The sequence below is a fragment of the Ruminococcoides bili genome (genome assembly GCF_040093295.1).
Classification (GTDB): Bacteria; Bacillota; Clostridia; order Oscillospirales; family Acutalibacteraceae; genus Ruminococcoides; species Ruminococcoides intestinale_A.
This window is the reverse complement of the sequence record NZ_JBBNJY010000005.1, coordinates 57955-80609: the sequence shown is the minus strand read 5'-3', so window position 1 is coordinate 80609 and position 22655 is coordinate 57955. Positions and strand designations below refer to the sequence as shown.

Sequence of the window (22655 nt, the reverse complement as noted above, 5' to 3'; positions counted from 1 at the left end):
TTTGAGTTTTTTTGATATAGACAACAGAATAATCGAGGCCTCGCAAAAGGCTATGGAGCTTTGCAAAAGCAAGCTTGATGAAATTAACGATATTCAGGAATACAATCAGCAAAAGATGATAAAAGCCTTTCAGGAGGCAGGGGTAAGAGAAAGTCATTTTTCGGGTTCAACAGGCTATGGCTATGACGATTTCGGCAGAGATGCTCTCGACCGTGTGTATGCCTATGCTTTTGACGCCGAGGACGCACTTGTAAGACATAACTTTGCAAGCGGCACACATACTCTTACGGTTGCTCTTTTTGGTATTTTAAGACCGAACGATACCATGCTTTCCGTAACAGGTATGCCGTATGATACAATCCGCTCGGCAATCGGACTTGAGGGCAATTATCCCGGGTCGCTAAAAGATTTTGGCATTAACTTTGAAATGGTTGATTTAAAGGCTGACGGCACTGTTGATTATGAGGCAGTCGAGCAGAGAATCAGAGAAGAAAAGCCGAAAATGGTTTATATTCAGCGCTCAAGAGGATACAGCATAAGACCTTCGCTTACATACAGAGAAATCAAAAAACTTTGTGAAATTTCCAAAAAAGCGTCACCAAAGTCAATTATTATGCTCGATAACTGCTATGGCGAGTTTGTTGAAAAGGTTACTCCAATGTCTGTCGGCGTTGATATTATGGCAGGTTCGCTCATTAAGAATGCAGGCGGCGGCATTGCTCCTACGGGAGGATATATCGCAGGTAAAAAAGAACTTGTCGAGATGTGCGCATACAGACTTACAACTCCGGGTACGGGTAAGGAAATCGGCGCAACGCTCGGCAACAACCGTGAACTCTTTATGGGTGCGTACCACGCTCCGTTTGTGTCTTGCGAGGCATTAAAGACGGCAGTGTTTGCATCGGCTCTTTTTGAAATTCTCGGTTATGATACAACCCCTAAATACAGTGAAAACAGGGGAGATATTATTCAGCTTATAATGCTCGGAAACGAAGAAAAGCTTTGCAGTTTCTGCGAGGGAATACAGAGCGGCTCTGCCGTAGACAGCTTTGTAAAGCCCGAACCGTCGGATATGCCGGGTTATGAAAGTCAGGTAATTATGGCGGCGGGTGCATTTACACTCGGCTCGTCAATCGAACTTTCCGCAGACGCACCGTTAAGAGAACCGTACGCAGTATGGATGCAGGGCGGACTTAATTTCTGTTCGGGCAAACTCGGCGTAATGCTTGCGGCGGATAAGATATTAAAGAAAAGCGAAGAAAACTAACTAACACACTGTCTGTATTCACACGAATATGGGCAGTTTTTCTTTTAAATAACACATAAATTCCGACTTTGCATAATATACCATTGTAGAGAATAATTATTGTGCGGGTGTTAAAAATGAAAAAATCAGAGCTAAAAGCCTTTGGCATAATTGGTGGAGATAAACGGCAGCTTTTTCTTGCAAAGTCAATATCAGACTGTTGTTACGATGTAATTCTCGGCGGTTTTGATAAGCTGAAAAGCCTCGGTGCGATTGAAATATCCGACATAAAAACCGCAATTTCAAAATCAGATGCAATAATTTTCCCTTTGCCGTCAATTTGTGCGGACGGTACGGTAAACACACCGTTTTCGGACAACAAAACAAGGCTTGACGAAGAAATGATTTCTCTTTTAAAAGAAAAGCCGATATTTGTTGCAATGAAAAATAAATTTTTAAAAGCATATCCGCAGCTTGCAGACTGCGAGGTTTACGATTATTCGGCAAAAGAGGAATTTGCGGTTGCCAATGCGTTGCTCACCGCCGAGGGAGCGGTTGAAATTGCGATGAATGAGTACGAGGGTACGATTTTTGACAGCAAATGCCTTGTTTGCGGATTTGGCAGAATAGGAAAAATGCTTGCAAAAATGCTGAAATCTCTTAATGCACAGGTCACGGTAAGCGCAAGAAACGAGGTTGATTTTGCGTATATAGAGGCACTCGGCTGCAAACACATCAACACAAATGCTCTCAAAAGCGTAAAGGGATACGACCTTGTTTTCAACACAATTCCCGTTATGATTTTTGACAGCGACTTGCTTATGAACACAGACCGCAACACCATTATAATAGACCTTGCCTCACTTCCGGGAGGAGTGGATTTTGAGGCGGCACGCAGGTACAAAACCGATGCCGTTCGTGCCTTGTCATTGCCCGGCAGAACCGCACCAAAGGCAGCGGGAGAAATTATCAGAAAAACGATTTTTAACATAATCAAGGAGGTTTACAGGTGACAAAAGCAACCATAGGCTATGCAATGTGCGGTTCCTTTTGCACCTTTTCACAAGCCTTTGAACAAATGCAGAAGCTTGTTGATTCAGGCTACAGGGTACTTCCGATAATGTCAGGTAACGCCTACTCAACAGATACTCGATTTGGCAAGGCAGAGGAAATGGTTAAAACTTGCGAGGATATAACAGGAGAAAAGGTACTTCACACCTCGGTGCAGACAGAGCCGATAGGACCGAAAAAAATGTGCGATTTACTTCTGATAGCACCTTGCACAGGCAACACACTTGCAAAGCTGTCGCTCGGCGTAACCGACACCTCGGTAACAATGGCGGCAAAATCACATCTGCGTATTCTGCGGCCTGTACTTTTGTGCGTTGCAACAAACGACGCACTCGGAGCGTCTGCGCAGAACATAGGCAGACTTATGAACACAAAGAACATTTATTTTGTCCCGATGCGGCAGGATAATTGCATTAAAAAGCCAAATTCACTTGTGGCTGATTTTTCTAAAATAGAAGAATGTGTAGAGCTTGCACTGCAAGGCAAACAACATCAGCCGATATTTATATGATATAAAACGACAGTTCCGATTTCTGAATAAGTCAGTCAAAAACAGAAAATATACAAAACGCCCCTTTACGGTATAATGCAATCAAAATTACCATAAAGGGGATTTTTATGGCAAAAAAGTGTTTTTTATAAATAATTGACACGATTGCCGATATATTCTAAAGACAGAAAAGAAGAGAATGACTTATGAAAAAGATAATTTTTGATAATATTATAAAATATATTGACAAATACCGCAAAATACAGTAAAATTTAGATAAAAATAACAGCAAATCTTTCAAAATTTTTTGCTATTATTGAGAATTATTTTCTTTTTTATCTGTTAAGCTGAGTATATAATCGATGCTGGTTTCAAAATGCTTTGCAAGGGCGATTAGTATAGATGTAGGTATATCACGCTGACCGAGTTCGTAATTACTATATACTTGCTTAGAACAGTGAAGAATAGCACTCATTTGTTTTTGAGTCAAATCGGCGTCTTCACGCAATTCTCGTATGCGTCTATACATAATTGTATCACTTCTGTTTTAGTATAGCATACCGCACATTGTTGTATTAATAATTACTGCAAAATGCAGTAATTATACAGGCTTTAGCAAAAAATTTTTACAAAGGAGAGATTGTAATGAAAAAAGCAAAAAGATTAACAGCAGTAATACTGTCTGCACTTATAATGACAAGTGCATTTTCGGCTTTATCAGTAAGTGCGGCTACTGTTGACAGCAATGCACCTGTTGTTTCGACAGATGATAATTTAGTAAGTGGAGATTTTAAATACTCTGTTCTTGATGACGGTACAGTTGAAATTGCTGGGTATGTAGGTAGTGATACTGATATAACCATTCCTGATACGATAGATGGCAGAGATGTCGCAAGTATAGGTGATGAATCATTTTCAGGTACGTATAGCTTTGACCGTGATGTTATAATAACCGTTAATCTTCCCACTACACTAAAAAATATTGGGAAAATGGCATTTTGGAATGATAATATAAAGGAAATAACTATTCCTAATGGCGTTGAAACAATCGGCGGCGGTGCTTTTGGCGGTACAGCTTTAGAAAAACTGTTTATACCAGAGAGCGTTAAGTACTGCGACCATTTATTCGATTTTAATATACTAAAAGAAATTACTGTTGACGAAAACAATAAAAATTATTACAGCAAAGATGGATGCTTATTTAGAAAATCAGATAATGTTCTCTTATTATATCCTTATGGTAATGAACGAACCGAATACACAATTCCTGACGGAACAACAGGGATAGATTATTATGCTTTTTTTAGAGGAACGGCAAAATTAAAGACATTGACTATACCGGGAAGTGTTAAAACCTTAAAAAAGTGGACAGCTGCTCACAGTAATCTTGATAAAGTTATTTTAAATGAAGGTGTGGAGTGTATTTTGAAATATGCCTTTGTAAATTGTAATTTTAAGGAAATATATATTCCTAAAAGCGTAACCACTATTGAAGAATTAGCTTTTGGATATGATAATATGGACAGCTTGAGTCCTCAAAAAATTGAAGGTTTTAAAATTTACGGCTACAATAATACTGCTGCCGAAAAATATGCTCTGGATAATGGATTTGAATTTATTGCATTGGATGATGAAGCCGTTACAGGCGACTCAAACCAAGACGGTATAGTAAATGTAAACGATGTTACATATTTGCAAAGACATCTTGCCGGCTGCTTAAATACAGATGGTTCTGCCCTTATTGATGAAACAAGCAAAGCATTATTTGACTGCTTGGATTTGAATAAGGACGGCAAGCTCACAGTTGCAGATGTAACCGAACTTCAGGTTTATATTTCAACAAAAGGCTAATTTATTTAATATTATTTTAAGGAGGAATTAACTTTGAAAAAAATATTATCAATATTACTTGCTGGAATAATTACTTTCAGTAGTATGTGGCTTATTCCTACATCAGTAAATGCCGCAGAAACTACAACGAATGTTCAAAGCAGCGGTGTTGAAAAAACCGGTGTACCATTATTTCAGGCAAATATTATAGCAAACGGTTATAACAATGATGGAGATAGTTATTATAACTTATTAAAAAGTATGCAGGATCCGCTTTACTACACTCTAACGGAGCTTATGTTAGATGATGGTGTGCTTTGTTGGACTTCAAACTTTTGGAATGCTGCATTTAATTCTGATTTTCAAAGAAATCCATCATATTTTTATGAAGTTATGCTTATGGGCTTTTTAAAATATGATCAAAAGCAGTTAGATACTTCCGGAGTTTTGAACAGTCAGGAAATGAGTTTAGCTACATCAATATATGACAAGTTAGCTGATAAATATATTGATAAATTTGAAAATCCGTCATATAAGGATTTTTTAAAACAGCTAAAAGAAATACCAAAAGATGAGTATGAAAACATTATTTCAAATATTGATGACATAAAAATAAGTAAAGAGCTATTGGGTACATTGTCATCAGGCTGCTCAAATGCTGTTGAGTTAGTTGAAGTAGTTTCTGAATATCAAGTTTTGCTTAATGCAAAATCTGAGCGCATTGAGATGTTAAAATTGGCGAAATCAAAAGTTACAGACAATGAATACTTTACAAAGGCTGTTGATGATATAATAGCACATATGGAAGAAACATCAATAGATTATGTAAGCGGTAAATTAATGGAAAAAATCTGGAATAATTTTTTGGATACAGCCTGGGACTTAATTGTAAAAGACAGTCCGATTGCTCCGATATTAGCTGCGATAGATATTGAAAAAATGACATTGGATGTATTGTTTAACTCCAGCGAAACTGCCTCAAATAATTTCAAATTACTTGTATTGTATATAGTTGATACATATTTCAGAAGTGCATTAGATAAATCGTATAACGATTATAAAAGCAACGGAACCGTTGAAAATGCAGAAATTCTTATTCAGTGTTACAAAGCATACATAGAGTATCAGGTGTATGGATTGGATTATACAAAAACCTTTATTGACGGTATTGTTGACGGCGGACCGATTCATAGCATAGTTGAGCAGATATTTTTCAAGGAAAACATAGAAAATGCCGCCGAGCTTAATAATTTTTGCGACACTCAGATAAATAACAGAAAAAGACTTCTTGAATTATTAGAAAAATCAGCCGATAATTATTATAAATCTACCGGACTTGACGAGCTTGTTGATGCTATTCAATCAGGTGACTCGGAAGTAAATATCCCTGTTACGGGTATTTCCTTTAAAAATTCTGAAATTACTTTAAACAGTACAGAGGATATCTGTTTAATTAATGCTGATGTTTATCCTCAAAATGCTACCAATAAAAAAGTAGTGTACACAAGCTCTGACCCGTCTATACTCAGTGTTCCGTCCGACGGAGGCTTTGCCTCACAAAAGGGCAAAGGTACGGTTATTGTAACCGCAACAACAGAAGACGGCGGCTTTACCGCAACGCAGACGGTAAATGTTGGATATAACTTACCGTCTACTGTAATAGATAAAGGAAAATGTGGATATGATGCTTATTGGACTCTTTATAGCGACGGAAAATTATATATATCAGGTGAAGGCGACATAAAAGATTATAATTCATACCAATATTATAGTCCCTGGCCTTCATATACAGAAGATATAAAATGTGTAAAGATTTGCAGTGGCATTACAAGAATAGGTGAAAATACATTTTATCGTTGCACAAATCTTACAAATATAGCAATTCCTGATAGTGTTACAAGCATCGGAGCGGATGCTTTTTATGATTGTTCAAACCTGGAGAGTATAACAATTCCAAATAGTGTTATGAGTATCGAAGAGAATGCTTTTTGCCATACTCCTTGGTATAATAATCAGTCTGATGGTTTGGTGTATGCCGGTAAAGTATTATATAAGTACAAAGGATATATGCCAGATAATACTGATATAATTATTCCTGAAGGAATAATTTCCATTTCTAGTTGTGCTTTTGAGAATTGTTCAAATTTAACAAATATAACAATTCCTGACAGTGTTACAAGCATTGGTTATGGGACATTTGAAGATTGCACAAGTTTAACAAGCATAACAATTCCGGACGGTGTTACAATTATAGGTGAATGTGAGTTTAATGGATGCTCAAGTCTTAGAAACATAACAATTTCGGATAGCGTTACAATCATTGGTGATCTTGCATTTGCAGGTTGCGAAAGTTTATCGAATGTAAAAATCTCAAATAATATTACAGTTTTTCCTTTTTTCGCATTTTCAGGCTGTACAAGTTTAACAAGCATAACTATTCCGGATGGTGTTATTTGGTTTAATGATGATGCCTTTTCAGATTGTAGAAGTTTAACAAGTATAAACATCCCTGATAGTGTTAAGCATATAGGGGATGGAGTATTTAGAGGTTGTTCAAGTCTGAAAAGTATAGCAATACCGAAAAGCGTAGAATATATAGGATATAGGTCTTTAGGATATGTTAATGATAAATTAAAGGTCGAGAGTTTTAAAATTTACGGCTATAAAAATACTGCTGCAGAAGAATATGCTCTTAATAATGGATTTGAATTTATAAATCTTGCTGAGGAAAGAACATTAACCGACAAAGCTTCAAGCATATCAGTCAGCGGTGTGGTAAACAGTAATGCCGATTTAAATGTAAGCAAGCTTGAAAACACCTTTGAAAATTCTGTTGCAACATATGACATAACCCTGCAAAAGGACGGCATAGCTATACAGCCTGACGGAGCAATAACAATAAAAATTCCAAGTGATGTAAAAGATTGCAAGGTAATGTGGCTAAAGGATGACGGCACAGCCGAAGATATGAACGCAAAATATACAGACGGCTGTTATGTATTTACCACAGACCATTTAAGCGTTTATGCATTGGTACAGGATAAAACAATTCTCACAGGCGACGCAAACCAAGACGGTATTGTAAATGTAAACGATGTTACATACTTACAAATGCACATTGCAGGCAAAAAAAACACCGACGGTTCGTCACTTATTGACGAAACAAACAAGCAGTTGTTTGACTGCGTTGATATGAACAAAGACGGCAAACTCTCCGTTGCCGATGTAACTGCACTGCAGATTTATATATCACAGAATAATTAAACAACAACAAACCCTTTCTTGATAAGGCGGCAGGCACAGACTTGCCGCCTTTTGCTTTGTGTATGAAAAATTTGAATTTTGCGTAAATAAAAAAATAATTCCTATAAAATCACAAATAGTTTACGGTGAGGTATTGCTACATATGCTTTTTTGTGATAAAATGGTAAATAATACGAATTGCAAATAAATTATTGTGATATTTTTTATAAAAAAAGGAAACATTTTTATGAAGCTATGTACTAAATGCAAGCATTTGCACAATGATGAGGACGCAGTGTGCAGTAACTGTAATTCTCCTCTTGAGAGCATTACCGACGAGAATACTCCCGTATATCTCCTTTCTGCCGAGGGATTTGAGCTTGAGCGTGTTAAAACCGCACTTGAAGACAATTCTATCCCTTGTGACAGCGTTATTAAGGACAAACAGCTTAAAAAGCAGGAATTTATAAATAAAAATTCTGCCGAAAGCGATATTTTGGTTCCTTATGCCGCATATGAAAAAGCCTACGATATATGTATAGGAATCGGCGCAATTAAAGAAGATGATACTCAGGTTCTTGAAGATGCGGTTGAGCAAAAAGACAGTAACGAGCCTACTCTTGACGAAAAATTCGAGAAGATGAGCGGCGTTAAACGCACCACCATAAGAGTTCTTTCAGCCATTGCTTTTCTTGCGCTTGTTGCTCTTGCAGTGTACGGCACAGATTTTATAACGGGTTTTATAAAAGGTTTATTTGGTTAAATTAATTATTTTGGAGGAAAAACTATGAATATTGAAACAAAATGCGTGCAGGCAGGCTGGCAGCCGCACAAAGGCGAGCCGAGAGAATTGCCGATTTATCAGAGCACTACTTTTAAGTACGACACAAGCGAAGAAATGGGTAAACTCTTTGACCTTGAGGCAGAGGGATATTTTTACACAAGACTTCAAAACCCTACCAATGACAGCGTAGCCGCTAAAATCTGCGCTATGGAGGGCGGCGTGGCTGCAATGCTCACTTCAAGCGGTCAGGCTGCAAACTTCTTTGCTGTGTTTAATATCTGCGAGGCAGGCGACCATCTTATCGCCTCATCTTCAATTTACGGCGGTACATACAATCTCTTTGGTACTACCCTCAAGAAGATGGGCATTGAATGCACATTTGTAGACCAGGATCTCCCTGAAGAAGAACTTGCCAAGCTCTTTAAGCCAAACACTAAGGTTGTATTCGGCGAAACAATCACTAATCCGACTGTTTCTGTTTTTGATATTGAAAAATTTGCAAGACTTGCACATTCGCACGGTGTTCCGCTTATTGTAGACAACACATTTGCCACTCCCGTAAACTGCCGTCCGTTTGAGTTCGGTGCAGACATTGTTACTCACTCAACAACCAAGTATATGGACGGTCACGCAACAGCGGTTGGCGGCTGTATTGTTGACAGCGGTAATTTTGACTGGCTTGCTCATGCTGACAAATATCCGGGACTTACAACTCCCGATGATTCATACCACGGTATTGTTTATGCCGAGCGTTTCGGTAAGGCGGCTTACATCACAAAGGCTACTTCACAGCTTATGCGTGACCTCGGCGCTATTCAGTCACCGCAGCACGCTTATTACCTCAATATCGGTCTTGAGTCACTTCACCTTAGAATGAAAAAGCATTGCGAGAACGCACTTGCCGTTGCAAAATATCTTAAAAACAACGAAAATGTAGCGTGGGTTTGCTATCCTGACCTTGAAGACGACAAGTACCACGAGCTTGCTAAAAAGTATCTTCCGAACGGTTCTTGCGGTGTACTTGCTTTCGGTATCAAGGGCGGCAGAGAAGAATCAATAAAGTTTATGGATTCGCTTAAGTTTATCACAATCGTTACTCATGTTGCCGACGCAAGGTCATGTATTCTTCACCCCGCAAGCCACACACACCGCCAGATGACAGACGAACAGCTTATTGAGGCAGGAGTAGCTCCTGACCTTATCCGCCTTTCTGTAGGTATTGAAAATGCGGATGATATTATCGCAGACCTTGCACAGGCGTTTGAAAAAATTTAAAAATTATACTCGGGAGTTGATTTTATGTCAGCTTATGTTTCTGCTGTAATAGTTGCGGCGGGCGGCTCTGTAAGAATGGGAATTGCAGACAGCAAACAGTTTATTCCGCTTCTTGACAAGCCGGCTATTGAATATACTTTAAAAGCATTTCAGAAATGCTACCTTATAAAAGAAATTGTTATAGTTTGCCGTGAGCAGGATGTTGACCGCATTAACGAACTTGTAAATCAAAACGGATTTACAAAGGTCAGCAAAGTTGTGCTCGGCGGTTCTTCACGCTCCGCAAGCGTGCGCAACGGCATTAAGTCGGCGAATGAAAAGGCAAAATATTTTGCTATTCACGACGGCGCCCGTCCGCTTATTACTGTTGACGAAATCGAAAGAGTTGTTGAGGCGGCTTTTGAAACCGGTGCGGCAACCCTCGGAACATCCGTTACGGATACAATCAAAATCGTTGACGGATTTAATAAGATTGAGAGCACACCGCTCCGCTCACAGCTTAGAGCAGTGCAGACTCCGCAGGTTTTTGAAAGAGATTTGTATATGTTTGCTCTTGAAAATGCAGGAGAAAACAGCCTTGAATTTACCGACGACTGCGCTCTTATCGAAAATATGGGCGGCGAAGTTCTCGTTGTAAAGGGCAGTGAAGAAAATATTAAACTCACCACTCCCGTAGATGTAATTCTTGCGGAAAGCATACTTAAAAACCGCATTAAGAACGGTAATTTCTGAACGAAAGGATAACATATGAGGATTGGTCACGGTTACGATGTTCATAAATTTGCAGAAAACAGAAAACTCATTTTAGGCGGAACAGAAATTCCGTATGAGTTTGGCCTGCTCGGTCATTCCGATGCCGATGTGCTTGTTCACGCAGTAATGGACAGCTTGCTCGGCGCTGCGGCTCTCGGTGATATAGGCAAACATTTTCCCGATACCGACGAAAGGTACAAAGGCGCAGACAGCATCGCTTTGCTCAAAGAGGTTTGCAGAATCCTTGACGAAAACGGCTACAAAATCGGCAATATTGATTCTACGGTAATTGCCCAAAAGCCGAAGCTTAAGGATTATATCTATGCCATGAGAGAAAATATTGCGAATGCTTGCGGCATTGATATTTCGCAGGTAAGCGTAAAGGCAACCACAGAAGAAAAGCTCGGTTTTACAGGCAGGCTTGAGGGCATTTCCGCTCACGCTGTTTGTATTATTGAATAATGAATTAATTAAGGATATTGAGCATACATATTAAACTATGAATGTTTGTATCATACACAAAAATAATGGAGGCACACAAAAATGAAAAATTGTCCAAGATGTAACGCACAGATGGAAGACAACGCTGTTTTTTGCCAGAATTGCGGTTTTTCTGTTGCACAGCAGGCAGAACCACAGGCACAGCAGCCACAGTACAATCAGTATGCGGCAGCTCCCGCTCCTGTTGTAGATCAATATGACCATACAGCTGAATTTTCTGCCGAAGATGTTTCTGAAAACAAGCTTTTGGCAGCAGTGATTTATGTATCAAGCATACTCGGTATTATTGTTGCACTTATTGCACAGAGCTCAAGAAAGTCTAAGTATCTTGATTTCCATATCAAGCAGGGACTTAAATCATTTGTTGTAATGTTTTTCCTCGGCGTAATCGGAGCTGTTTTATCATGGACTTGTATTTTTGCGATTGCGGCAGCTGTTTGTGAGGTTATCGTTCTTGTTTGCAATTATATCTGTCTTTTCAAGTCACTTGCCAACAAGTCAATCGAAATTCCGATTATTCGCAGCCTCGGTTTTCTTAAATGATTTAACTTAAATCATACAAGCCACACCTCGTTCATATTATTGAACGAGGTGTTTTTATGATAAAAAAATTATCGTTGGCTTTGATTATTGCAATAATTTTTACGGCGATACCTGTATTTTCGGTTGATGTCAATGCTGTGACGGAAGAAACGATTACAGCGCCGTCGGCCGTGCTTATGGAAACTTCATCGGGCAAAATATTGTTTGAAAAAAATCCGCACGAACAGCGTCCCTGCGCATCCATTACAAAGGTTATGACAATGCTGCTTGTTTGCGAGGCAATCGACAACGGAAAATTGAGACTTGACGATACAATCACCGCCTCGGCGCACGCAGCGTCAATGGGCGGCAGCGACATATGGCTCGAAGAGGGCGAAACTATGAGCGCAGACGATATGATAAAAGCGACGGTTGTTGCATCGGCAAACGATGCGGCGGTTGCGCTTGCAGAGCATCTGTGCGGTAGCGAAGAAGTGTTTGTAGAGAAAATGAATGAAAAGGCAAGTCAGCTCGGAATGAAAGACACGGTATTTAAAAACTGCAACGGACTTGACGAGGACGGACACATTACCTCAGCTTATGATGTCGCGGTAATGTCGAGAGAACTTATGAGGCACGAAATGATTTTTGATTACACTTCAATATGGCTTGATAATCTTCGTGACGGAAAAACACAGATTGTAAATACAAATAAACTTCTGAAAACTTATAACGGCATAACGGGACTGAAAACAGGCACTACAAATGATGCCGGCTGTTGTATGTCGGCGTCGGCAAAAAGGGGAGATATGAGCCTTGTTGCGGTAGTTCTTGGCTGTAACTCGGGTAAAGAGCGTTTTTCGGACGCAGCGGCTTTGCTCGATTACGGTTTTGCAAACTTTTCGGTAACACAGTTGAAAGCACCCGAAGATTTACCGAAAACAATTAAGGTTGAAAACGGTATGCAGGGCAATATCGGTATCGGCTGTGATGTAAACGCAAGCATTGTGCTTGATAAAAACAGCAGTTCAAAGATAGTTTCAAAAATTGATTTGCCCGAAAGCATAGAAGCCCCCGTTGTGAGCGGACAAAAGCTTGGCACGGTTACATACAGCCTTGACGGCAATGCCGTAAAAAGCTTTGAAATTACCGCTTTGCAGGACGCAGAAAAGATTTCTTTTGCCTCAGTTTTCTCGGTTTTATTAAATTCTATAATTTCTTTATAAAATATACAAAATGACCTTGCAAAAAGTCGGGAATTATAGTATAATAAGACAGCAAAGATACTTGTTTCGGATTTTATGTTGCTTTTATCACCGTTTTTACGGTATATTACGCAGTATTATTCCGAAAGGGAATTTTGGGGGAATTAATAATGGCTACAAAACTTACAGACAAATATTTAAAAGGTTTCGTTAATGAACACGAGTATGAGGGTGTGGCTGCTGAAGTAAAGGCTGCTCACAAGGTGCTTCACGACGGTACAGGTCTTGGAAACGATTTCCTTGGCTGGCTTAATCTTCCTACAGATTATGACAAAGAGGAGTTTGCAAGAATTAAGGCTGCTGCCGAGAAGATTAAAAAAGATTCCGATGTATTTATCGTAATCGGTATCGGCGGTTCATACCTCGGTGCAAGAGCCGCAATTGAATTTCTTACTTCACAGAACTACAACCTTACTTGTAAGGATACACCGCAGATTTACTTTACAGGTAACTCAATCAGCTCATCTGCACTTGCAGAGATTATGGAGCTTTGCGAGGGTAAAGATGTATCTGTAAATATGATTTCAAAATCAGGTACTACAACCGAGCCTGCCATCGCATTCCGTGTATTCCGTGAAATGCTTGAGAAAAAGTATGGCAAAGAGGGTGCAAGAGAGCGTATTTACTGCACAACAGATAAGGCTAAGGGCACACTTAAGGCTCTTGCAGACGAAGAGGGTTACGAAACATTCGTAGTTCCTGATGATGTAGGCGGTCGTTTCTCTGTACTTACAGCAGTAGGTCTTCTTCCGATTGCTGTTTCAGGCGCTGACATTGACGCTCTTATGCAGGGTGCGGCAACTGCACAGAAAGAATTTGACAATGACGACCTCGCTACAAACGATTGCTACAAATATGCGGCACTCCGTAACATTCTTTACCGTAAGGGTAAAACAATGGAGGTTATGGTATCTTACGAGCCTGCTTACACAATGATGTCTGAATGGTTTAAGCAGCTTTTTGCAGAGAGTGAGGGCAAGGATAACAAGGGCATTTTCCCTGCAAGCGTTATCTTCTCAACAGATCTTCACTCACTCGGTCAGTACATTCAGGACGGCAGAAGAACTATGTTTGAAACTGTTGTTCTCTTTGATAAATGTAAAAAAGAAGTTACACTCGGCACAGATCCTACTAATGTTGATGGTCTTAACTTCCTTTCGGGAAAGACAATGGGATATGTAAATCAGAAAGCTTTTGAGGGTACGGTTCTTGCTCATAACGACGGCGGTGTACCTAACATCGTTCTCAATGTTCCTGAGATGAACGAATCAGAGCTTGGCTATCTCATCTATTTCTTTGAAAAGGCTTGTGCTATTTCCGGCTATATGCTTGGCGTAAATCCATTTAACCAACCCGGCGTAGAAAGCTACAAGAAGAATATGTTTGCTCTCCTTGGCAAACCGGGTTATGAGGATCAGAAGGCTGCTCTTGAGGCAAGACTCAAGTAATTTCTTTTGTAAATAAGTTTAATATTCTGGAGGAACTAATATGGTTACTTTACTTATCGGTAAAAAAGGAACAGGCAAAACAAAAAAACTTATCGCTCTTGCTAATGAGGCAGTTGCTGCTTCTGCAGGTAATGTTGTTGTAATCGAAAAGGGCGCAAAGCTTACTTACGATGTAACACACAAGGCAAGACTTATTGATACCGAGCAGTACCTCATTGAGGGTTACGATATGCTCTTCGGTTTTATCAGCGGTATCTGCGCAGGCAACTATGATGTTACAGACATTCTTGTTGACTCAACATTCAAGATTTGCCCTACAGGTGTTGACGGTGTAGAAACTTTCACAAAGAAGTTGCAAGAGCTTTCAGAGGCTTCATCGACAAACATCGTTCTTCTTATTTCAGCAGAGGAGTCAGAGCTTCCTGAATCTATCAACGCTGTTTGCCAGAAGGTATAATTAATTTCAAGTTTTAACGGACTGCTCTCTTTTGCAGGGCAGCCCGTTTTTTCTGCAATTTTGCGTTGCGGTAAGATTGATAAATTATGGTTTAGCTGAATACTTCATTAGATATTATAAGGTTGACCAAACTTTTATAATTAAGCAGTAAAATATTCTGCTAAAATCTGACTTTTTTCAACTTCCAAAACTTTTTCACTTGAAATTCACAAAAATTATATCTTGCTGTCAGTTTTAGTTTATATAATTTTACAGAAAAACTAAATGGGAAGGGAATAACGATGAATTTAAAAAAATTAATTTTAAAAGCGTCACTCGGCGATAAAAAATCACTTGATTTTATTGCCGAAAAATATCAGAATTATGTCTGCTTTTTCTGTTCAACTGTAATTTCAGACAGTCAAAAAGCTGAAAATGCATTTAAAAAATCTTTTAAGGCTGTTTTTTCTGCCATAGAAAAAAATCCTAAAGTCGATAACCTTGACGAAATTGTAACATACGAAACCGCAAGAGTTTGCAAAGGCTTTATTTCCGATGAAAAAAACTCTGACAATATTCCTGCAAAGTTACAGCCTTTTGCGGATAAAGACAAAATATCATCTGTATCTGCAATTACAGCCGAACAGAAAAAACTTTTTGTGAATGCTCTTAAAGCCGTAGGAGCAAATCAAAGAATCGCACTTGCTCTTAATTTATTATGCGATTATGACGCAAAGAAAATTGCCGATGTTTTAAAAATTTCTGAAGATAAAGTGCAAAATTCTCTTGATTACGGCAGAGAAAATGTAAAAAAACAGTTAAGACTGTCAAACGAAAATTTCAGTAAAAGAGATATTGTTTTCTTAATGACTGCATCATCGGATATAGTTAAAAGCGCTGCGGCACAGAAAAAACTTTCCGATACTGCCGATAAAGCAGTTGATGATATAGTGCTGTCTTTGACTAAACCGCAAAAATCGGATAAAAAGAAAGCGTGGATTGCAATTTCAGCCGTTGCTGTTTTTCTTATTGCTGTTATAGTTGTTTTTGCCGTAACTTCAAATAAAAATAACAGTACCCCATCAGCTACGGATGCTTCTGTAACTGTCGGAACAAATACATCTGCCACCATAGGTACCGATGAGGCAAAGGGCACTCATCACGCAGAAATTGATATTAAAGACTACGGTGTAATTAAGGTAGAGCTTAACGGCGATGTTGCACCTATTACTGTTGCTAACTTCATAAATCTTGCAAACAGCCATTTTTATGACGGTCTTACTTTCCACCGCATTATTGACGGCTTTATGATGCAGGGTGGTGACCCGTTAGGAAACGGTACAGGCGGTTCGGATAACACAATCAAGGGTGAATTTTCGCAGAACGGCGTAGAAAATAACCTTTCACATACAAGAGGTGCGATTTCTATGGCTCGTTCAACAGATATGGACAGCGCAAGTTCACAGTTCTTTATTGTTCAGTCAGACAGCACATATCTTGACGGTCAGTACGCTTGCTTCGGATATGTAACCGACGGTATGGATATTGTCGATAAAATCTGTAAAAATGCGGTAACAACCGACAGCAACGGTTCTGTAGACGCAGAAAATCAGCCTGTTATAAATTCAATTAAAATTACAGATTAAAACTAAACGGACTTGTTTTTTTCAAGTCCGTTTTTAGGTTATTGTCTTAGAGTTTATTTCAATGTTTGTGTAACTTTAATAAAAACATTACGATATAAAAAGGAGGTAAACGCTTGAAAATATTGGTAGATGCAGACGCTTGTCCCGTTGTAAAACAAGTTGAAAAGATTGCTAAAAAGCACAGAGTGCCTGTCATTTTGCTTTGTGATACAAACCACATTCTTTCATCAAATTACAGTGAAATTAAAGTAATCGGTGCAGGCGCCGACGCTGTTGACATTGCGCTTGCAAATCTTTGTCAAAGCGGAGATATTGCTGTTACGCAGGATTACGGAGTTGCGGCTCTTGTACTCGGCAAAGGCGGTTATGCAATTCATCAGTCGGGAAAAATATTTACAAACGAGAATATCGACGGACTTTTAATGGAGCGCCATATCAACAAAAAGGCAAGAATGTCATCTTCAAAAAATCATCTCAAAGGGCCTAAAAAGCGTACAAAAGAGGATGATTTAAGGTTTGAATCGGCATTTGAAAGTCTTTTATGCGGAATATTGTCACACGATTTAAAATAAAGAACGCAAAATAGAAAATATTGTCTTAATTTTCTTTACAAAACAGGCATTTTATAGTATTATTATAGTAATTATATTACACAGTGGGGTGTTAAGTTATGAAACCAAAATACAATAGAATTTTATTAAAACTTTCAGGCGAATCACTTGCAGGTGATCAGAAAACAGGTATCGACTTCGACAAAGTTGTTGAAATATGTAAACCAATCAAAAAGTGCGTAGACGCAGGCGTTCAGGTAGGTATCGTTGTTGGCGGCGGTAACTTCTGGAGAGGCAGAAGTTCAGGTGATATGGACAGAACAAGAGCAGACCATATGGGTATGCTTGCAACTGCAATCAACGCTCTCGGCGTAGCAGACGCACTTGAGCAGCTCGGCTGCGTAGTAAGAGTTCAGACCGCTATTTCAATGCGCCAGGTTGCAGAGCCTTACATTCGCAACAAGGCTATGTGCCATCTCCAATCAGGCAAGGTTGTAATCTTCGGTTGCGGTACAGGTAACCCGTTCTTCAGCACAGACACAGCTGCCGCTCTTCGTGCAAACGAGATTGAGGCTGACATTATGATGAAAGCTACAATGGTTGACGGCGTATATGACAGCGACCCTAAAACAAATCCAAACGCTAAGAAGTACGATGTTGTTTCTTTCCACGAGGTTCTCAACAAGGACCTTGCTGTAATGGACAGCACAGCAGCTTCACTTTGTAAGGACAACAAGCTCCCTGTTCTCGTTTTCAGCCTTGAAGACCCTGAGAATATTTATCGTGCGGTATGCGGTGAAAACATCGGTACTGTAGTTGATGCTATAGACTAATATTTTATGATGAATTAACGGAGGAAACATTATGCAAACACAGATTAAAAACGCTTCTGAATCAATGAAGAGAAGAGTATCTCATATGCAGCAGGAGTTTTCTGAAATCAGAGCCGGCAGAGCAAACCCCGGTGTACTCGATAAGGTAAAGGTTGATTATTACGGTGCACCTACTCCTGTAAATCAGCTTGCGGCAGTTTCGGTAACAGAGGCAAGAACTCTCACCGTTCAGCCTTGGGATATGTCTGTTTTAAGACAGATTGAAAAGGCTATTCTTACATCTGACATCGGTATTAACCCACAGAACGACGGTAAGGTTATCCGCCTTGTATTCCCGCCTCTTACAGAGGACAGAAGAAAGGAAATCGTAAAAGACATTATGAAGATTTCCGAAGATACAAAGGTACAGGTAAGAAATGTTCGCCGTGACTTAATCGACAAACTTAAGGCTATGAAGAAGAGCGGCGAGCTTACAGAGGACGATTTAAAGCAGGGCGAAAAGAAAGCGCAGGAGCTTACAGACAAGTATATCAAGAATATAGACACAATTTCAGCCGCAAAGCAGAAAGAAATTTTGGAGATGTAATATGGCTTTTTGGAATTCAAAGTCTGAAGAAGCTAAAAAAACGGATATAATTTTACCCGAACACATAGGTATTATAATGGACGGTAACGGCAGATGGGCAAAAAAGCGCAGTCTGCCTCGTTCTGTCGGACATCGTGAGGGCGCAAAAACTTTCAGAAAAATCACAAGATATTGCTCGGACATCGGTATAAAATATCTTACCGTTTATGCTTTTTCAACTGAAAACTGGAAACGCCCGGAGGATGAAGTCAGCGCTCTTATGAAACTTTTTAAGTCTTACCTTAATGAGGCGCTTGAGGACTTCAAAGATGACAGCATTGTTGTAAAATTTATCGGAGATAAATCTCATTTCAGCTTAGATTTGCAAAATCTTATGATTGAAAACGAGGAAAGCTCAAAAGACCGTGACGGTATGGTGCTTAATATTGCTATGAATTACGGCAGCCGTGACGAAATTGTGCGTGCCGTTAAAAATATAAGCACAGATGTAAAAAGCGGTAAGATTGATATTGAAAATATTGACGAAGCGCTTTTTTCAAATTATCTTTATACCGCCGGTCAGCCCGATCCCGATTTGATTATCAGACCGAGCGGTGAATACAGAATTTCAAACTTTATGCTATGGCAGGCTGCTTATACCGAGTTTGTCATAATGAATAAGCTCTGGCCTGATTTTGAAAAGTCAGACCTTGACGAGGCTATTAATATATACTCTCAACGCAACAGGCGCTTTGGAGGAGTATAAAGAAGCAGGTAGATCAGTTATGAAATCATTAAAAGCAAGACTTCTTACAGCGGTTGTCGGCATTTCCATAATTTTAGTTTTGCTGTTTTTGGGAGAAATACAGCCGCTCGTAATCGCCTTTGCGGTAGCTGCGGTTACGGCGTTTATGACAGGCGAATACTTACACGCTAACAAGCTGTTGAAAAAATATTTTATTTCGGTTCCGTGCATACTATTTGCAGCAGTAATTCCCATAGTATTAAATACGGGCTTGGTATATCCGATTATTGCCGTTTTTATGATAGTGGGGTTTGCTATGCTGATATACAATCACAAGCAAATCAATTATCTTGACTTTGCGTATGCGATGTTCGGCACACTTCTTATCACATTCGGAATGAGTGCGTTTTCGGCTCTTTGCCTTAATTGCAAGCCGTTGAGTTTTTACTTTGCCACTATTTTTTCACTTCCTTGGATGGCGGACGCAGGCGGATTTTTTATCGGCGCAAGCTTTGGCAAACATAAACTTTGTCCGAATGTCAGCCCTAAAAAAACAGTTGAGGGCGCAGTCGGCGGAGTAATTTTCTGCGTATTGACTGCCGTTGTACTCGGTTTGCTCTTTGCATTTGTAATTGCTCCCGAATATAAGTTTAACTTTGTTGCTCTTATCATTCTCGGTGTTGTTGACGCCGTGGTTTCTATTTTCGGCGACTTGAGTTTTTCTCTTATCAAGAGAAGTGTAGGCATTAAGGACTACAGTTCTGTATTTCCCGGTCACGGCGGTATGCTCGACAGATTTGACAGCATTATTTTTACCGCTCCTGTTATGCTTGCAATCAATCAGTTTTTGCCTTTTGCTACGGTGGTGTAAATTATGATTAAAAATATTTCCGTTTTAGGTTCAACAGGTTCAATCGGTACTCAAACGCTTGATGTTGTCGATAAACTTAATTTGAATGTTACAGCGCTTACCGCAAATTCAAATGTAAAGCTAACGGAACAGCAGATAAGAAAGTATAAGCCGCAGATTGCAGTGCTTTTTGACGAAGAAAAAGCAAAAGAATTACAGCTTGCGGTCAAAGATACCAATACAAAAGTTCTCGGCGGAATGGACGGACTTATTGCGGCGGCAACCGAAAAAAGCTGCGAACTTGTACTTAATTCCGTTGTGGGAATGGTAGGCTTGCTGCCCACAATTGCGGCGGCAAATGCCAAAAAAGACATTGCGCTTGCAAATAAGGAAACTCTTGTTGCGGGCGGACATCTTGTTACGGATGCTGTCAGGGATAATAATGTAAGGCTTTTGCCTGTTGACAGCGAGCACTCGGCAATTTTTCAGTGCTTGCAGGGGATGCCGCAGAATAAGGCGCTTAAAAAGCTGATACTTACGGCATCGGGCGGTCCTTTCTTTGGCAGAACCCGTGACGAACTTAAAGATGTTACGGTAGAGCAGGCTCTTAATCATCCGAATTGGAGTATGGGTGCTAAAATCACCATAGACTCTGCTTCAATGATGAATAAGGGACTTGAAATTATAGAGGCAAGCAGACTTTTTGATGTTGAGGGCGACAGAATTGATGTTGTGGTTCACAGAGAAAGTATAATCCATTCGCTTGTTGAGTATGACGATAATTCGGTTATCGCTCAACTCGGCTTGCCCGATATGCGTATTCCTATTCAGTATGCGGTTACATATCCCGAACGTTATGAGTCGCCTGTGGGCGAGCTTAAACTTGCGGATATTGCCAAAATGACATTTTTTGAGCCTGATTACAAGACCTTTGAATGTCTTACAGCATGCAAGAAAGCCCTTGATACAGGCGGTACGGCTACGGCTGTGGTAAACGGCGCAAATGAAGAGGCAAACGCTTTGTTCCGTCAGGGAAAAATATCTTTCCTTGAAATAGGCAGTCTTGTTACGGAATCATTAAATGCCGTAAAGACAATTAATCAAAAAAATGTTGAGGATGTTCTGAACGCAGACGCACTTGCAAGAGAGTTTGTACGCAGAACGGTAAACAAATAATTAGATTTTGCGGAATTTTTATCTGGAGTTGATTGACCAAATATGCAAATATTAGTAACTATAGCCTTGGTAGTAATTGCGGTGCTGCTTTTTGAGCTGATTATAGGATTACATGAGTTCGGACATTTCATTACGGCAAAGCTTTCGGGCATTAAGGTAAATGAATTTGCACTTGGAATGGGGCCAAAGCTTTTTAGTTTTAAAAAGGGCGAAACTCAGTATTCCCTCAGGCTTTTCCCGATTGGCGGATATTGTGCAATGGAGGGCGAGGACGAAGACAGTCCTGAGCCACGCTCGTTTAATAATGCAAAGGTCTGGAAACGAATGATAGTCATTATTGCGGGTGCGGTAATGAATATAATTCTTGGCATAATTTTTTCTTTTATAATGGTCATTCCGCAGGAGGCATACTCTTCTACGACTGTTGAACAGTTTGACCCTCGCTCTTATTCCGCAAACTGCGGTTTACAGATCGGCGATAAAATTGTTAAGGTCAACGGATATGATATTTACAATTCAAAGGATTTATCTTTTTCGTTTGCAGGTGTAAACTGTGAAAATGTTGACGGTAAGTCTGTATCCGTATATAAGCAGGACTGCGCAAATGCAATCTGTACGGAGTACAGTAAAATTGCAACCGATAAAAAGCCCGATGACGATACACTCCTGAAACTTTACAATATCACAACCGACGGTTGTACGGCGGTGAATAATTCCGCCGACAAAACCGTGGCTAAAAAGGTGATGGACGATACCGTCAAAAAACTTTATGATACAATCGGTGTAACAGACTATACTCTCCCGACAATTACCGAAAAAGATACCCGTCAGCGTTATACTGCAACTGTTACGGTAATAAGGGACGGCAAAGAAGTTGAGCTAAACGATGTTCAGTTCTTTACTTACTATAAAAACGAAGAGGATAAAGAGGCAGATAAGCCGTCGGTTTCTCTTGATTTTTATGTTGAGCCAATCGACAAGACATTCACTTCTGTAATTAAACAGGGATTTTCCGAAGCTTTGTCAGTCGGCAGAATGGTATGGCAGTCGGTTGTATGGATTGTGCAGGGCAGATTTGGATTTAAAGATATGTCAGGTCCTGTCGGCATTGCATCTGCGGTAACACAGGTTGCCTCACAGGGACTTGAAACAAACTTCGGTTCTGCGGTATTTAATATTTTAAATGTTATGACCTTGATTACAATAAATCTCGGTATATTCAATATGCTCCCGTTCCCGGCACTTGACGGCGGAAGATTTTTGCTTTTGCTTATTGAGTGGATATTCAGAAAGCCGATACCGAGAAAGGTTGAGAAATATATCAATGCGGCAGGTTTTATTATTCTTATGGGCTTTATGGTTGTTGTAACCTGTAAGGATATATGGCAGTTGTTTACCGGACAGCTAAGCCTGTAGCACAGGAGG

At 39.7% G+C, this 22655-nt stretch carries 22 protein-coding genes; 21 read left to right on the top strand and 1 reads right to left on the bottom strand.

All coding sequences use genetic code 11. The features are described 5' to 3' along the window. Position 1: 1 nt before the first annotated feature. The 3 genes from AAAY30_RS02945 (at position 2) to AAAY30_RS02935 (ending at position 2828) form a co-directional block, all read left to right on the top strand. Positions 2-1267 carry a methionine gamma-lyase family protein gene (locus tag AAAY30_RS02945; RefSeq protein ID WP_022235172.1) on the top strand — a complete coding sequence of 422 codons (1266 nt, stop codon included), beginning with the start codon at positions 2-4 and terminating at the stop codon, positions 1265-1267. 116 nt (positions 1268-1383) lie between these two features. Next, positions 1384-2259, top strand: coding sequence for a dipicolinate synthase subunit DpsA (gene dpsA / locus AAAY30_RS02940; protein ID WP_294663371.1), 876 nt, complete (start codon positions 1384-1386; stop codon positions 2257-2259). Then, positions 2256-2828, top strand: a complete 573-nt coding sequence (locus tag AAAY30_RS02935) for a dipicolinate synthase subunit B (protein ID WP_022235170.1) — start codon at positions 2256-2258, stop codon at positions 2826-2828. The genes dpsA and AAAY30_RS02935 overlap by 4 nt, the downstream gene beginning before the upstream one ends. Before the next feature lie 292 nt (positions 2829-3120). Here the strand turns inward: AAAY30_RS02935 and AAAY30_RS02930 are convergent, their stop codons facing one another. Next, complete coding sequence (locus AAAY30_RS02930; RefSeq protein WP_249376836.1) at positions 3121-3336, bottom strand: helix-turn-helix domain-containing protein; 216 nt, start codon at positions 3334-3336, stop codon at positions 3121-3123. 116 nt (positions 3337-3452) lie between these two features. Between AAAY30_RS02930 and AAAY30_RS02925 the strand changes: the two genes are divergently transcribed. From AAAY30_RS02925 to rseP, 18 genes are all read left to right on the top strand, one after another. After that, positions 3453-4658 (top strand): leucine-rich repeat protein, encoded by a 1206-nt coding sequence (locus AAAY30_RS02925; RefSeq protein ID WP_302488269.1) that lies wholly within the window; start codon positions 3453-3455, stop codon positions 4656-4658. Between the two features lie 33 nt (positions 4659-4691). Further along, complete coding sequence (locus tag AAAY30_RS02920) at positions 4692-7901, top strand: leucine-rich repeat protein (protein ID WP_302488270.1); 3210 nt, start codon at positions 4692-4694, stop codon at positions 7899-7901. Positions 7902-8127: 226 nt separating this feature from the next. Next, complete coding sequence (locus tag AAAY30_RS02915; protein ID WP_302488271.1) at positions 8128-8643, top strand: hypothetical protein; 516 nt, start codon at positions 8128-8130, stop codon at positions 8641-8643. 24 nt (positions 8644-8667) lie between these two features. Beyond that, on the top strand, positions 8668-9939 hold the full coding sequence (locus AAAY30_RS02910) for an O-acetylhomoserine aminocarboxypropyltransferase/cysteine synthase family protein (protein WP_294656099.1): 1272 nt from the start codon (positions 8668-8670) through the stop codon (positions 9937-9939). A 24-nt stretch (positions 9940-9963) separates the two neighbouring features. Next, positions 9964-10671 carry a 2-C-methyl-D-erythritol 4-phosphate cytidylyltransferase gene (ispD, locus tag AAAY30_RS02905; protein WP_302484057.1) on the top strand — a complete coding sequence of 236 codons (708 nt, stop codon included), beginning with the start codon at positions 9964-9966 and terminating at the stop codon, positions 10669-10671. A gap of 15 nt (positions 10672-10686) precedes the next feature. Further along, entirely contained in the window at positions 10687-11154 is a 468-nt protein-coding gene (gene ispF / locus AAAY30_RS02900; RefSeq protein ID WP_022235165.1) for a 2-C-methyl-D-erythritol 2,4-cyclodiphosphate synthase, read from the top strand. A gap of 81 nt (positions 11155-11235) precedes the next feature. After that, positions 11236-11736 carry a zinc-ribbon domain-containing protein gene (locus AAAY30_RS02895; protein ID WP_022235164.1) on the top strand — a complete coding sequence of 167 codons (501 nt, stop codon included), beginning with the start codon at positions 11236-11238 and terminating at the stop codon, positions 11734-11736. 56 nt (positions 11737-11792) lie between these two features. Beyond that, positions 11793-12941 (top strand): D-alanyl-D-alanine carboxypeptidase family protein, encoded by a 1149-nt coding sequence (locus AAAY30_RS02890; RefSeq protein WP_499215611.1) that lies wholly within the window; start codon positions 11793-11795, stop codon positions 12939-12941. 149 nt (positions 12942-13090) lie between these two features. Then, a complete protein-coding gene (locus AAAY30_RS02885) occupies positions 13091-14428 on the top strand; it encodes a glucose-6-phosphate isomerase (protein WP_022235162.1) in 1338 nt (445 codons plus the stop codon). Positions 14429-14468: 40 nt separating this feature from the next. Next, complete coding sequence (locus AAAY30_RS02880; RefSeq protein WP_022235161.1) at positions 14469-14885, top strand: hypothetical protein; 417 nt, start codon at positions 14469-14471, stop codon at positions 14883-14885. A 281-nt stretch (positions 14886-15166) separates the two neighbouring features. Next, positions 15167-16510, top strand: a complete 1344-nt coding sequence (locus AAAY30_RS02875; protein WP_368483792.1) for a peptidylprolyl isomerase — start codon at positions 15167-15169, stop codon at positions 16508-16510. Between the two features lie 113 nt (positions 16511-16623). After that, on the top strand, positions 16624-17082 hold the full coding sequence (locus AAAY30_RS02870; RefSeq protein ID WP_022235159.1) for a YaiI/YqxD family protein: 459 nt from the start codon (positions 16624-16626) through the stop codon (positions 17080-17082). Between the two features lie 98 nt (positions 17083-17180). Continuing rightward, complete coding sequence (gene pyrH, locus AAAY30_RS02865; RefSeq protein ID WP_022235158.1) at positions 17181-17894, top strand: UMP kinase; 714 nt, start codon at positions 17181-17183, stop codon at positions 17892-17894. A 31-nt stretch (positions 17895-17925) separates the two neighbouring features. Next, a complete protein-coding gene (frr, locus tag AAAY30_RS02860) occupies positions 17926-18480 on the top strand; it encodes a ribosome recycling factor (RefSeq protein ID WP_302685564.1) in 555 nt (184 codons plus the stop codon). A gap of 1 nt (position 18481) precedes the next feature. Beyond that, entirely contained in the window at positions 18482-19225 is a 744-nt protein-coding gene (gene uppS, locus AAAY30_RS02855; RefSeq protein WP_302685563.1) for an undecaprenyl pyrophosphate synthase, read from the top strand. A 19-nt stretch (positions 19226-19244) separates the two neighbouring features. Next, positions 19245-20075 carry a phosphatidate cytidylyltransferase gene (locus AAAY30_RS02850; protein ID WP_186934862.1) on the top strand — a complete coding sequence of 277 codons (831 nt, stop codon included), beginning with the start codon at positions 19245-19247 and terminating at the stop codon, positions 20073-20075. 3 nt (positions 20076-20078) lie between these two features. Then, entirely contained in the window at positions 20079-21230 is a 1152-nt protein-coding gene (locus AAAY30_RS02845) for a 1-deoxy-D-xylulose-5-phosphate reductoisomerase (protein ID WP_302685562.1), read from the top strand. A gap of 42 nt (positions 21231-21272) precedes the next feature. Further along, positions 21273-22646 (top strand): RIP metalloprotease RseP, encoded by a 1374-nt coding sequence (gene rseP, locus AAAY30_RS02840; RefSeq protein WP_178586776.1) that lies wholly within the window; start codon positions 21273-21275, stop codon positions 22644-22646. The last annotated feature ends 9 nt before the right edge of the window (positions 22647-22655 follow it).

Coding starts and splice junctions, on each gene's coding strand:
- dpsA (WP_294663371.1), top strand. CDS start 1,384: ATGAAAAAATCAGAGCTAAAAGCCTTTGGCATAATTGGTGGAGATAAA.
- AAAY30_RS02930 (WP_249376836.1), bottom strand. CDS start 3,336: ATGTATAGACGCATACGAGAATTGCGTGAAGACGCCGATTTGACTCAA.
- AAAY30_RS02925 (WP_302488269.1), top strand. CDS start 3,453: ATGAAAAAAGCAAAAAGATTAACAGCAGTAATACTGTCTGCACTTATA.
- AAAY30_RS02915 (WP_302488271.1), top strand. CDS start 8,128: ATGAAGCTATGTACTAAATGCAAGCATTTGCACAATGATGAGGACGCA.
- AAAY30_RS02910 (WP_294656099.1), top strand. CDS start 8,668: ATGAATATTGAAACAAAATGCGTGCAGGCAGGCTGGCAGCCGCACAAA.
- ispD (WP_302484057.1), top strand. CDS start 9,964: ATGTCAGCTTATGTTTCTGCTGTAATAGTTGCGGCGGGCGGCTCTGTA.
- ispF (WP_022235165.1), top strand. CDS start 10,687: ATGAGGATTGGTCACGGTTACGATGTTCATAAATTTGCAGAAAACAGA.
- AAAY30_RS02895 (WP_022235164.1), top strand. CDS start 11,236: ATGAAAAATTGTCCAAGATGTAACGCACAGATGGAAGACAACGCTGTT.
- AAAY30_RS02890 (WP_499215611.1), top strand. CDS start 11,793: ATGATAAAAAAATTATCGTTGGCTTTGATTATTGCAATAATTTTTACG.
- AAAY30_RS02885 (WP_022235162.1), top strand. CDS start 13,091: ATGGCTACAAAACTTACAGACAAATATTTAAAAGGTTTCGTTAATGAA.
- AAAY30_RS02880 (WP_022235161.1), top strand. CDS start 14,469: ATGGTTACTTTACTTATCGGTAAAAAAGGAACAGGCAAAACAAAAAAA.
- AAAY30_RS02875 (WP_368483792.1), top strand. CDS start 15,167: ATGAATTTAAAAAAATTAATTTTAAAAGCGTCACTCGGCGATAAAAAA.
- pyrH (WP_022235158.1), top strand. CDS start 17,181: ATGAAACCAAAATACAATAGAATTTTATTAAAACTTTCAGGCGAATCA.
- frr (WP_302685564.1), top strand. CDS start 17,926: ATGCAAACACAGATTAAAAACGCTTCTGAATCAATGAAGAGAAGAGTA.
- uppS (WP_302685563.1), top strand. CDS start 18,482: ATGGCTTTTTGGAATTCAAAGTCTGAAGAAGCTAAAAAAACGGATATA.
- AAAY30_RS02850 (WP_186934862.1), top strand. CDS start 19,245: ATGAAATCATTAAAAGCAAGACTTCTTACAGCGGTTGTCGGCATTTCC.
- AAAY30_RS02845 (WP_302685562.1), top strand. CDS start 20,079: ATGATTAAAAATATTTCCGTTTTAGGTTCAACAGGTTCAATCGGTACT.
- rseP (WP_178586776.1), top strand. CDS start 21,273: ATGCAAATATTAGTAACTATAGCCTTGGTAGTAATTGCGGTGCTGCTT.